This is a genomic window from Streptomyces sp. NPDC104307, from assembly GCF_055584045.1.
The window spans coordinates 75,368-87,765 of the sequence record NZ_JBVJMU010000016.1 but is presented as its reverse complement, the minus strand read 5'-3'; the positions used below and the strand labels follow the sequence as shown (position 1 = coordinate 87,765).

The window sequence follows — 12,398 nt, the reverse complement described above, 5'->3', positions numbered from 1 at the left end:
GCAATCGTGTCACGTACGGGGCGGGTGCGGCAGGGCGGAAGGACGCGAACGGCGCACTCCCGCCGCATGACTGACGCGTTATCAGCCCTGCGGCGCGGAACGCGCCAGGTCCGGGTGCGGCACTCCCCCGTTTCGGTGCGGCCCTCCCCGGTTCCGGTGCGGCACTCCCCGGTTCCGGTGCGGCACCCCCGGTTCCGGTGCGGCCCGCACGCCGCGCCGGAACCGGGGAGGGCTCCCGGTCCGATCAAGCCTCCCCGGTCAGTCCCGCCACCAGTTCGTCCGCCGCCGTGTACGGGTCGAGCCGGCCCGCGACGATGCGTTCCGCGAGGGCGCCGAGGCGCCGGTCGCCGTGCAGGTCCCCGATGCGTTCGCGGAGCCGGGTGACCGCGATCGTCTCGACCTCGCGGGCGGCGCGGGAGGCCCGGCGCTCCGCGAGCACCCCGTGCTCCTCCATCCACGCCCGGTGCTTCTCCAGCGCCTCGACGACCTCGTCGATGCCCTCGCCCCGGGCGGCGACCGTCTTCACGATCGGCGGCCGCCAGTCGCCGGGGCCCCGGGACTCCCCGAGACCCAGCATGTGGTTCAGCTCGCGGGCGGTGGCGTCCGCGCCGTCCCGGTCGGCCTTGTTGACCACGTACACGTCGCCGATCTCCAGGATCCCGGCCTTGGCCGCCTGGATTCCGTCGCCCATGCCGGGGGCGAGCAGGACGACGGAGGTGTCGGCCTGGGAGGCGATCTCCACCTCCGACTGGCCGACGCCCACGGTCTCCACCAGGATCACGTCGCAGCCCGCCGCGTCCAGCACCCGGATCGCCTGCGGGGCCGACCAGGCGAGTCCGCCCAGGTGACCCCGGGTGGCCATGGAGCGGATGTAGACCCCCGGATCGGAGGCGTGGTCCGACATCCGGACCCGGTCACCGAGGAGCGCGCCGCCGGAGAACGGTGAGGACGGGTCGACGGCGAGGACGGCGACCCGCTTGCCCTGCCGCCGGTACGCGGAGACGAGCGCGGAGGTCGATGTCGACTTGCCGACACCGGGTGAGCCGGTCAGGCCGACGACGTAGGCGTTACCCGCCAGCGGCGCCAGGGCCGCCATCACCTCGCGCAGCTGTGGCGACGCCCCCTCCACCAGGGAGATCAGCCGGGCCACGGCCCGGGGCCTGCCCTCGCGGGCCTGCTCCACCAGGGTGGGGACGTCCACCATCACCGCTCCGTTCACTCGCTCGCTCACTGCGTGTTCTGCGTACTGCCCGCTACTTGCCCGGAACGCGGAGGATCAGCGCGTCGCCCTGACCGCCGCCGCCGCACAGCGCCGCCGCCCCGGTGCCGCCGCCGCGCCGCTTCAGCTCCAGCGCCAGGTGCAGCACCACCCGGGCGCCGGACATCCCGATCGGGTGACCGAGCGCGATGGCGCCGCCGTTGACGTTGACCTTGTCCGAGGTCACGCCGAGGTCCTTCATGGACTGGACGGCGACGGCCGCGAACGCCTCGTTGATCTCGATGAGGTCGAGGTCCTCGACGCCGATGCCCTCCTTCTTGAGGGCGTGCCGGATCGCGTTGGACGGCTGGGACTGGAGCGAGTTGTCCGGGCCCGCCACATTGCCGTGGGCGCCGATCTCCGCGATCCAGTCGAGGCCGAGCGCCTCGGCCTTCGCCTTGCTCATGACGACGACGGCGGCGGCGCCGTCGGAGATCTGCGAGGAGGTGCCGGCGGTGATCGTGCCGTCCTTGGCGAAGGCGGGGCGCAGCTTGCCGAGCGACTCGGCGGTCGTCTCGGGGCGGATGCCCTCGTCCTTGGCGAAGAGGACCGGGTCGCCCTTGCGCTGCGGGATCTCGACCGGGGTGATCTCGGCCTCGAACAGCCCGTTCTTCTGGGCGGCGGCGGCCCGCTGGTGGGACTGGGCGCCGATCTCGTCCTGGGCGGCGCGGTCCAGTCCGAGGCGGGTGTTGTGCTTCTCGGTGGACTCGCCCATCGGGATGTTCTCGTAGGCGTCGGTCAGGCCGTCGTACGCCATCGAGTCGAGCATCTCGATCGCGCCGTACTTGTGGCCCTCGCGCGACTTCGGGAGCAGGTGGGGAGCGTTCGTCATGGACTCCTGGCCGCCGGCCACGACGATGTCGAACTCGCCCGCGCGGATCAGCTGGTCGGCCAGCGCGATGGCGTCGAGCCCGGAGAGGCACACCTTGTTGACGGTGAGCGCCGGGACGCTCAACGGGATGCCGGCCTTGACCGCGGCCTGCCGTGCCGGGATCTGCCCCGCCCCGGCCTGCAGCACCTGACCCATGATCACGTACTCGACCTGGTCGCCGCCGATACCGGCCCGCTCCAGCGCGGCCTTGATGGCGAAGCCGCCGAGGTCGGCCCCGGAGAAGCTCTTCAGCGAGCCGAGGAGACGGCCCATGGGCGTACGGGCGCCCGCGACGATCACAGAAGTCGTACCGGTCGTTCCTGACATGAGGCGCAGCCCCTTGGAATAGAAGTGAACGAGGGTTTACTTGAATGTACTGAGCGGTACCCCACCAGTCATCCGGCCGCGAGTGTGATCGCGCGCACGTTGCGTAACCGCCCGCAGAGCGCTGCACTGTTTCCATGCTGACGCGAATCGACCACATCGGGATCGCCTGTTTCGACCTCGACGCCACCGTCGAGTTCTACCGCTCGACCTACGGGTTCGAGGTCTTCCACACCGAAGTCAACGAGGAGCAGGGCGTACGCGAAGCCATGCTCAAGATCAATGAGACGTCGGACGGCGGCGCCTCCTACCTCCAGCTGCTGGAACCGGTGCGCGAGGACTCCGCCGTAGGCAAATGGCTGGCCAAGAACGGCGAGGGCGTGCACCACATCGCCTTCGGTACGGCCGACGTGGACGCGGACGCCGCGGACATCCGGGAGAAGGGTGTCAGGGTGCTGTACGACGAGCCCAGGACGGGTTCGATGGGGTCCCGGATCACCTTCCTGCACCCCAAGGACTGCCACGGTGTCCTCACCGAACTGGTCACGTCCAGGGCAGAGCACTGACGACAACATCTTCTCAGGGATACCCGGCCCGGTAGAGTGGGCTGTTCCGGGCCGGGGCCGGGTCGGGGCCGCGCCGCGTCCTCAGCCGTTGATCTGTCACCATTCCCCGGGGGGACCGTTCGCCGGCGGACGGTACTCGTGCGGAGTTTGCGACCAGGGTTGGGGTCTCCCCTGCTCGAACAGACTCGAACAGAGTTGAGAGCTCGGGGAAGGATGGGACCGCGCAGTGCGGGGCTACGAACGCCAGGAGAGCCACCGGGCTGAAGACGACCATCTCTCGCGGTTCGAGGCCGAGATGGACCGGCTGAAGACCGACCGGGAGAAGGCCGTCCAGCACGCCGAGGACCTCGGTTACCAGGTCGAGGTCTTGCGCGCCAAGCTGCACGAGGCCCGCCGCAGTCTGGCGACCCGTCCCGCGTACGACAGCGCGGACATCGGCTACCAGGCGGAGCAGTTGCTCCGTAACGCCCAGGTCCAGGCCGAACAGCTGCGCACCGACGCCGAGCGCGAACTGCGCGACGCCCGTGCGCAGACGCAGCGGATCCTCCAGGAGCACGCCGAGCACCAGGCGCGGCTCCAGGCCGAGCTGCACAACGAGGCCGTGCAGCGGCGCCAGCGGCTCGACCAGGAGCTGGCGGAGCGCCGCCAGACCGTCGAGTCCCATGTCAACGAGAACGTCGCGTGGGCCGAGCAGCTGCGGGCCAGGACCGAGTCCCAGGCCCGCCGGCTGCTGGAGGAGTCGCGGGCCGAGGCCGAGCAGGCACTGGCCGCCGCCCGCGCGGAGACCAACCGGCTGGCTGACGAGACGCGGCAGCGGCTGGGCTCGGAGGCGGAGTCCGCCCGCTCCGAGGCCGAGTCGATCCTGCTGCGGGCCCGCAAGGACGCCGAGCGGATGCTGAACGCCGCGTCCAGCCAGGCGCAGGAGGCGACCACCCACGCCGAGCAGCTGCGTACGTCCACGACGGCGGAGACCGAGCAGACCCGGCAGCAGACCGCCGAGCTGAACCGGACGGCCGAGCAGCGCGTGCAGGAGGCCGAGACGCAGCTGCGCGAGGCCCGGGTGGAGGCCGAGAAGGTCCTCTCGGAGGCCAAGGAGTCCGCGGTCAAGCGGCTGGCCGGCGCCGAGTCGCAGAACGAGCAGCGCACCCGTACCGCCAAGTCGGAGATCGCCCGGCTGGTCGGCGAGGCCACCAAGGACGCCGAATCGCTGAAGGCGGAGGCCGAGCAGGCGCTCGCCGACGCCCGCGCGGAGGCGGACCGGCTCCGCTCCGAGGCCGCCGACGACGCCCGCACCGCCGCCGCGGAGGACGCCGCGGCCCAGCTCGCCAAGGCGGCCCGCGCCGCGGAGGAGGTGCTGACCAAGGCGTCGGACGACGCGAAGTCGACCACCCGCGCGGCGAGCGAGGAGGCCGACCGGATCCGCCACGAGGCCGAGGCGGAGGCCGACCGGCTGCGCGGCGAGGCCAGCGAGCAGGCCGACCAGCTCAAGGGCGCGGCCAAGGACGACACCAAGGAGTACCGGGCCAAGACGGTCGAGCTCCAGGAGGAGGCGCGCCGGCTGCGCGGCGAGGCCGAGCAGCTGCGCTCGGAGGCCGTCGCGGAGGGCGAGCGGATCCGCGGCGAGGCCCGCCGGGAGGCCGTCCAGCAGATCGAGGAGGGCGCGAAGACCGCGGAGGAGCTCCTCGCCAAGGCGAAGGCCGACGCGGAGGAGCTGCGCGGCGCCGCCGGCACCGAGAGCGAGCGGGTCCGCACCGAGGCCACTGAGCGCGCGGCGACGCTGAAGAAGCAGGCGGAGGAGGCCCTGGAGCGGGCCCACGCCGAGGCGGAGACGCTGCGTGCCGAGGCCGAGGAGCTGGTGGAGGCGACGACGACCGCCGCCGAGCAGTCCGCGACGGAGCTGCGCGAGGAGACGGAGCGCACCGTCGCCGCGCGGCAGGCGGAGGCGGCCGAGGAGCTGACCCGGCTGCACACGGAGGCCGAGACCAGGGTCACCGCCGCCGAGCAGGCACTGAGCGAGGCGCGCACCGACGCGGAGCGCGTCCGGCGCGAGGCGAACGAGGAGTCGGAGCGGCTGCGGTCCGAGGCCGCCGAGCGGCTGCGCACCCTCCAGGAGCAGGCGGAGGCCGAGGCCCAGCGGCTGCGCGACGAGGCCGCCGCCGACTCCTCGCAGTCCCGTGCGGAGGGCGAGTCCGTCGCCGTACGGCTGCGGAGCGAGGCGGCCGCGGAGGCGGAGCGGCTCAAGACCGAGGCGCAGGAGAGTGCCGACCGGGTGCGCTCGGAGGCCTCGGCCGCCGCGGAGCGGGTGGGCACGGAGGCCGCCGAGGCGCTGGCCGCCGCCCAGGAGGAGGCGAACCGGCGCCGCCGCGAGGCTCAGGAGACGCTCGACGCGGCGCGCGGCGAGGCGGACCAGGAGCGCGAGCGGGCCCGCGAGCAGAGCGAGGAGCTCCTCGCCTCCGCCCGCAAGCGGGTCGAGGAAGCGCAGGCAGAGGCCCAGCGGCTGGTCGAGGAGGCGGACGGCCGGGCGACCGAGATGGTCTCCGCCGCCGAGCAGACCGCCCAGCAGGTGCGGGACGCGGTCAGCGGGCTCCAGGAGCAGGCGGAGGCGGAGATCGCCGGGCTGCGCTCCACCGCGGAGCACGTCGCGGAGCGGACGAAGTCCGAGGCGCAGGCGGAGGCGGACCGGCTCCGCGCCGACGCGCATGCCGAGCGGGAGCGGGCCGGTGAGGACGCCTCCCGGATCCGCTCGGTCGCGAACGAGGAGACCGAGGCCGCCAAGGCGATGGCCGAGCGGACGGTCTCCGACGCGATCACGGAGTCCGAGAAGCTGCGCTCCGACACCGCGGAGTACAGCCAGCGGATGCGGACCGAGGCGTCCGACGCGCTGGCCTCCGCCGAGCAGGACGCGGCGCGCAGCCGGGCCGAGGCCCGCGAGGACGCCAACCGGATGCGCTCGGAGGCGGCGGTCCAGGCCGACCGTCTGATGTCGGAGGCGACCGCGGAGAGCGAGCGCGTCCGTACGGAGGCGGCGCAGCAGGCGGCCCGGATCGGCGAAGAGGCGGCGGCCGAGTCGGAGCGGCTGCGGGCGGAGGCGGCAGCCACCGTCGGTTCCGCGCAGGAGCACGCGGCCCGGACCCGCGAGGAGTCGGAGCGGCTGCGGAGCGACGCGGAGGCGGCGGCCGAGCAGCTGCGTGCCGAGGCCCGCCAGGAGGCGGACCGGCTGCTGGACGAGGCCCGCGAATCGGCCTCGAAGCGCCGGGCCGATGCCGCGGCCCAGGCCGACCAGCTGATCAACAAGGCCCAGGAGGAGGCGCTCCGCGCCGCCACCGAGGCCGAGGAGCAGTCCGACACGATGGTCGGAGCGGCTCGCAACGAGGCGGTCCGGATCACCTCCGACGCCACCGTCGAGGGCAACTCCCTGGTGGAGCGGGCCCGGACGGACGCGGACGAGCTGCTGGTCGGCGCGCGCCGGGATGCCACCGCGATCCGGGAGCGGGCCGAGGAGCTCAGGACCCGCCTGGAGAGCGAGATCGAGGAGCTGCACGACCGGGCCCGGCGGGAGACCTCCGAGCAGATGAAGACGGCCGGCGAGCGCGTCGACAACCTGATGAGGGCGGCGACCGAGCAGCGCGAGGAAGCGGCGGAGAAGGCCAAGGAGCTGCTGGCTGACGCGAATTCGGAGGCGAGCAAGGTCCGGATCGCCGCCGTGAAGCGGGCCGAGTCGCTGCTCAAGGAGGCCGAGCAGAAGAAGGCCAGCCTGGTGCGCGAGGCGGAGAAGCTGCGGTCCGACGCGGAGGCCGAGGCCAAGCGGACGGTGGAGGAGGGCCGGCACGAACTCGACGTGCTGGTACGCCGGCGCGCGGACATCAACACGGAGATCTCCCGTGTCCAGGACGTACTGGAGGCGTTGGAGTCTTTCGAGACCCCCGCGGCGGGCGGTAAGGGAGCCGACAGCGTCAAGGCAGGCGCGACAGCGGGCACTCGTTCGAGTGGCAAGCCGTCCGATGGGTAGGACGTGTCCGGCGGGCTTCCGCGGTCCGGCATGGACGTTCAGCCCTCCGAGTGGCAAGGCTTGCGCGGGTTAGCCACTCAAAAGGGGTGTCATTCTCCAGATCAAACAGGCATCTGCTCGATGACACGCCGTCCGGGCCCCTAGGATTCCCTCTATCACCTCACCGGTCTTACTTCGACAGGAACCCCATGAGTGACCCTTCCTCCCCCTTCGGCTTCGAGCTCGTGCGGCGTGGTTACGACCGCGGTCAGGTGGATGACCGCATTACCAAGCTCGTCGCCGACCGTGATAGTGCTCTTGCCCGCATCACGTCTCTGGAAAAGCGCATCGAGGAACTGCACCTCGAAACGCAGAACGCCCAGGCCCAGGTGAACGACGCAGAGCCGTCGTACGCCGGTCTCGGAGCGCGCGTGGAGAAGATTCTGCGCCTGGCCGAGGAGGAGGCGAAGGACCTGCGAGAAGAGGCCCGTCGCGCCGCCGAGCAGCACCGCGAGCTGGCCGAGTCCGCCGCCCAGCAGGTCCGCAACGACGCCGAGACGTTCGCTTCCGAGCGCAAGGCCAAGGCCGAGGACGACGGCGTCCGCATCGTCGAGAAGGCCAAGGGCGAGGCCACCACGCTCCGCTCGGACGCGCAGAAGGACGCCGCGCAGAAGCGCGAGGAGGCCGACGCGCTCTTCGAGGAGACCCGCGCCAAGGCCGCCCAGGCCGCCGCGGACTTCGAGACCAACCTGGCCAAGCGCCGCGACCAGTCGGAGCGCGACCTCGCGTCCCGTCAGGCCAAGGCCGAGAAGCGTCTGGCCGAGATCGAGCACCGCGCCGAGCAGCTCCGCCTGGAGGCCGAGAAGCTCCGCACGGACGCCGAGCGCCGGGCCCGTCAGACGGTGGAGACCGCGCAGCGCCAGTCCGAGGACATCGTGGCCGACGCGAACGCCAAGGCCGACCGGATCCGCAGCGAGTCGGAGCGCGAGCTGGCGGCGCTCACCAACCGCCGCGACTCGATCAACGCGCAGCTGACCAACGTCCGCGAGATGCTGGCGACGCTGACCGGTGCCGCGGTGGCCGCCGCCGGCACCCCCGCCGACGAGGAGCCCGCCTCGCGCGGCGTCCCGGCCCAGCAGACCCGCTGACGCCAGGAAGCAACGCGGCAACGGCCGGTGGTCCCCCGACGCACCGGCCGGTACGAGTCCGACGCGCCCGGTTCCGCCTTTCTGGTGGCGCCGGGCGCGCGGCCGTTCTAGCGTGAACGCATGATCGAGCTGGATGGCCTCACCAAGCGATACGGCCGCAAGGTCGCCGTCGACCAGTTGTCCTGCCGGATCAGACCGGGAATGGTGACGGGTTTTCTGGGACCCAACGGGGCGGGCAAGTCCACCACGATGCGGATGATGCTCGATCTCGACAACCCGACCAGCGGATCCGTGCGCATCGACGGCAAGCACTACCGCGACCTGGAAGAACCCCTCAAGTACATCGGCGCGCTGCTCGAAGCCAAGTCGATGCACGGCGGCCGCAGCGCGTACAACAACCTGCTCTGTCTCGCACAGAGCAACCGCATCCCGCAGAGCCGGGTGACAGAGGTGCTGGACACGGTCGGCCTGACCGCGGTGTCCAAGAAGAAGTCCAAGGGCTTCTCCCTCGGTATGGGCCAGCGCCTCGGCATCGCCGCGGCGCTGCTCGGTGATCCCGAGATCCTGATGTTCGACGAGCCCGTCAACGGTCTGGACCCGGAGGGCATCCACTGGATCCGCAATCTGATGAAGACGCTCGCCTCGGAAGGCCGGACGATCTTCGTCTCCTCGCACCTGATGAGCGAGATGGCGCTGACGGCGGATCACCTGATCGTGATCGGCCAGGGGAAGCTGCTGGCCGACACCTCGATGGCCGACTTCATCCACCAGAACTCCCGCAGCTACGTACGGCTCCGCTCGCCGGAGCAGGAGCGGCTGCGCGACGTCCTGCACGCGGAGGGCGTCGTCGTCATCGAGTCGGGCAACGGCACGCTGGAGGTCGACGGCGCGACCTCGGAGGACCTGGGCGAGCTCGCCGCCCGGCACTCCATCGTGCTGCATGAGCTGAGTTCCCAGCGGGCCTCGCTGGAGGAGGCGTTCATGCAGATGACGGCGGACTCCGTGGAGTACCACGCGCACTCGGAACGAGGAGCCGCGCCGCCGCCGGTGGGACCGCACTGGGGCGACCAGTGGAATCAGCCGCCCGGCTCCACCCCCGGGCCTCCCGACAGCACTCCCGGGGCTCCCGGCGGGTCCGGCACCGGCAAGGGGGCGTGACGACGATGGCATCGGTACCCGCGGTCCTGACCTCCGAATGGACCAAGATCCGTACGGTCTCCTCTACCACCTGGACGCTGATCTCGGCGTTCGTCGTCACCGTCGCGATGGGCGCCGCGCTCTGTGCGGTGATGAACTCCCAGTTCAACGACCTCTCCGACGCGGAACGGGCCACCTTCGACCCGACCTTCGTCAGTTTCTCCGGGATGATTCTCGGCCAGCTGGCGATGGTGGTCTTCGGTGTCCTGGTGGTCGGTACGGAGTACAGCTCCGGCATGATCCGCGCCTCGCTGGCGGCCGTGCCGCAACGCGCCACGTTCCTCTTCAGCAAGATGCTGGTGGCCACGGTGCTGGCACTGGTGGTCGGCCTGGCCACCAGTTTCGTGACGTTCTTCCTCGGCCAGGCCCTGCTGGGTGACCACGGCACGGACATCGGCGCGGACAACGTGCTGCGGGCGGTGGTCGGCGGCGGCCTCTACATGGGGCTGATCGCGCTCTTCTCCATGGCGGTGGCGACGATGCTGCGCAGCTCGATGCTGTCGCTCGGCATCCTGATGCCGTTCTTCTTCCTGGTCTCGCAGATCCTGTCGGCCGTACCGGGCGCCAAGAGCGTCGCCCGGTACTTTCCCGACCAGGCCGGTTCCAAGATCATGCAGGTGGTGCCGGACGCGATGAACAGCGACCCGGCGCCCTACGGGCCGTGGGCCGGGCTGCTGATCATGGTGGCCTGGGTGGCGGCCGCGGTGATCGGCGGCTTCCTCGTACTCAAGAAGCGGGACGCCTGACGACAGCCCCCTGGCACCGGCGGAGGCCGCGGACCCCGGTCCGCGGCCTCCGCCGGGGACTCGCCGCCCGCAACGGCTTGGCCGGAACCGTAAAGGCCTGGTTATCCTCCTAACTCTTACGGGGGCGTGCGGCCGGACGGCCTGGGCCCCGACGACAGATAAGTCGATGGGGCTGGAGCATGATCGAGGCAGTCGGCCTGACCAAGCGCTATGGCGCGAAGACGGCCGTGTACAACCTTTCCTTCCAGGTGCGGCCGGGCACCGTCACCGGATTCCTCGGTCCCAACGGGTCCGGCAAATCGACCACCATGCGCATGATCCTCGGCCTGGACCGGCCGACCGCGGGCAGCGTGACGATCGGTGGCCACGCCTACCGCAGCCTGCCGAACGCGCCGCGTCAGGTGGGTGCCCTGCTGGACGCCAAGGCGGTGCACGGCGGCCGCAGCGCCCGCAACCACCTGCTTTCGCTCGCCCAGCTCGCCGGTATCCCGGCCGCCCGGGTCGACGAGGTGCTCGGGGTCGTCGGCCTCCAGAACGTCGCCCGCAAGCGTTCCAAGGGCTTCTCGCTCGGCATGGGGCAGCGGCTCGGCATCGCGGCCGCGCTGCTGGGCGACCCGCAGGTGCTGCTCTTCGACGAGCCGGTCAACGGCCTCGACCCGGAGGGCATCCTCTGGGTCCGCAATCTGATGAAGATGCTGGCGTCGGAGGGCCGTACGGTCTTCGTCTCCAGCCACCTCATGAGCGAGATGGCGCTCACCGCCGACCACCTGATCGTGATCGGCCGGGGCCAGCTGATGGCCGATATGAGCATCACCGACTTCATCTCGGCCAACTCGGCCGACTTCGCCCGGGTCCGGGTCCAGGACAACGGGTCCGAGCAGCGGGAGAAGCTCACCGCCACCCTCACGGAGGCGGGCGGCCAGGTGATGCCGGAGCCGGACGGCGCCCTGCGGATCACCGGGCTCGCCCTGCCCCGGATCAGCGATCTCGCCCATGACTCGGACGTACGGCTGTGGGAGCTCTCGCCGCACCAGGCCTCGCTGGAGGAGGCGTACATGCGGATGACGCAGGGCGCCGTGGACTACCGCTCGACGGCGGACCAGAAGGCGGGGCTGCAACCGCCCCCGCCGGGGATGGGATACGGGCAGCACCCCGGGTACGCCCCGCCGCAGCCCGCCGTCCCCGACGTACCGCAGCAGGGCTGGTACGCCCCGCCGCCGCCCGGGGACAACCCGTACGCGACAGCCCCCGCACCGGTCGGCGCGGCGCCCCACGCCCCCGCCCAGGCCCCGGTGGCGCCGCCCGCCCCGAGCACCCCTGCCCCCGCCCCAGCCGCTCCCGCCCCGGCAGCGCCCGCCGCGGCTCCAGCAGACCTGACCGCGCGCGACACCAGCGAGGACCCCCGATGACAACGCCGTCCACGCCGCAGACGCCGTTCCAGCAGGCACCGTTCCAGCAGCAGGCGTACCAGCAGCCGCCCGCACCGCAGCAGAACGCCGGGGCCGGCTTCTACACCTCGCCGATCCCGGTGCGCCGGGCCACCCTCGCCGACGCGATCGCCTCGGAGTGGACCAAGATCCGTTCGGTCCGCTCGACGCTGTGGACGCTCGGTGTCCAGATCGTGCTGCTGCTCGTCGTCGGCCTGCTCTCCGCGATCGCGGTCGACGCCTCCGACACCGATCTGGGCTCCACCCCGGTGCTCAGCCTCGGCTTCTTCGGCGTTCTGCTCGGCTCGATCTGCGTGATCACGCTCGGCGTGATGACGATCGCCTCCGAGTACGGCACCGGGATGATCCGCACGACGATGACGGCCTGCCCCAGCCCCGGCCGGGTGCTCGGTGCGAAGGCCCTCGTCTTCTTCCTGCTCACCTTCGTCCTGACGACCGTGATGACCTCGATCGTCGCGGTGCTCCAGACGGCCATCCTGGATGCCGACGCCCCCAGCGGCTCCGACTGGCTGCGCAGCACGGTCGGCGTGGGCCTCTACATCGCGACGCTGGGGCTGCTCTCGCTGGCGATCGGTGCGCTGATCCGGCACTCGGCGGGCGCGATCACGGTCATGATCGGCGTGGTGCTGCTCCCGCTCGTGCTGGCGATCTTCATGTTCGCGGAATCGCTCGCGAGGGTCCAGAGGTGGCTCCTGGAGTACTCGATCCCCAACCAGCTCAGCAACTTCTACGACGCCTCTGTCACCGAATCCGGCCCGTCCGGCTGGGAACCGCTGTGGATCATTCTCGTGGTGACCGCAGTGGCCATGGGCGGCGCCTACCTCGCGATGAGCCGCCGCGACGTCTGACCCC

At 71.6% G+C, this 12,398-nt stretch carries 9 protein-coding genes; 7 read left to right on the top strand and 2 right to left on the bottom strand.

What is annotated here, in order from left to right:
* Positions 1-244: 244 nt before the first annotated feature.
* Complete coding sequence (gene meaB / locus ACZ601_RS30745) at positions 245-1,204, bottom strand: methylmalonyl Co-A mutase-associated GTPase MeaB (RefSeq protein WP_440577501.1); 960 nt, start codon at positions 1,202-1,204, stop codon at positions 245-247.
* 49 nt (positions 1,205-1,253) lie between these two features.
* Positions 1,254-2,456, bottom strand: coding sequence for an acetyl-CoA C-acetyltransferase (locus ACZ601_RS30740; RefSeq protein ID WP_440577496.1), 1,203 nt, complete (start codon positions 2,454-2,456; stop codon positions 1,254-1,256).
* A gap of 134 nt (positions 2,457-2,590) precedes the next feature.
* Between ACZ601_RS30740 and mce the strand changes: the two genes are divergently transcribed.
* From mce to ACZ601_RS30705, 7 genes are all read left to right on the top strand, one after another.
* On the top strand, positions 2,591-3,019 hold the full coding sequence (mce, locus tag ACZ601_RS30735; RefSeq protein ID WP_024490861.1) for a methylmalonyl-CoA epimerase: 429 nt from the start codon (positions 2,591-2,593) through the stop codon (positions 3,017-3,019).
* Positions 3,020-3,245: 226 nt separating this feature from the next.
* A complete protein-coding gene (gene scy / locus ACZ601_RS30730) occupies positions 3,246-7,028 on the top strand; it encodes a polarized growth protein Scy (RefSeq protein ID WP_469544176.1) in 3,783 nt (1,260 codons plus the stop codon).
* 188 nt (positions 7,029-7,216) lie between these two features.
* Positions 7,217-8,155 carry a coiled-coil domain-containing protein gene (locus ACZ601_RS30725; protein ID WP_073736861.1) on the top strand — a complete coding sequence of 313 codons (939 nt, stop codon included), beginning with the start codon at positions 7,217-7,219 and terminating at the stop codon, positions 8,153-8,155.
* A 120-nt stretch (positions 8,156-8,275) separates the two neighbouring features.
* Positions 8,276-9,313 carry an ATP-binding cassette domain-containing protein gene (locus tag ACZ601_RS30720; RefSeq protein ID WP_440577499.1) on the top strand — a complete coding sequence of 346 codons (1,038 nt, stop codon included), beginning with the start codon at positions 8,276-8,278 and terminating at the stop codon, positions 9,311-9,313.
* 5 nt (positions 9,314-9,318) lie between these two features.
* The gene (locus ACZ601_RS30715; protein WP_073736863.1) at positions 9,319-10,098 is read left to right on the top strand and encodes an ABC transporter permease; all 780 of its coding nucleotides are present in this window, start codon (positions 9,319-9,321) and stop codon (positions 10,096-10,098) included.
* Between the two features lie 179 nt (positions 10,099-10,277).
* Positions 10,278-11,507 carry an ABC transporter ATP-binding protein gene (locus ACZ601_RS30710; RefSeq protein ID WP_469544171.1) on the top strand — a complete coding sequence of 410 codons (1,230 nt, stop codon included), beginning with the start codon at positions 10,278-10,280 and terminating at the stop codon, positions 11,505-11,507.
* Positions 11,504-12,394 (top strand): ABC transporter permease, encoded by an 891-nt coding sequence (locus tag ACZ601_RS30705; RefSeq protein WP_440579477.1) that lies wholly within the window; start codon positions 11,504-11,506, stop codon positions 12,392-12,394. Before ACZ601_RS30710 ends, ACZ601_RS30705 begins: the two co-directional genes overlap by 4 nt.
* Positions 12,395-12,398 lie beyond the last annotated feature (4 nt).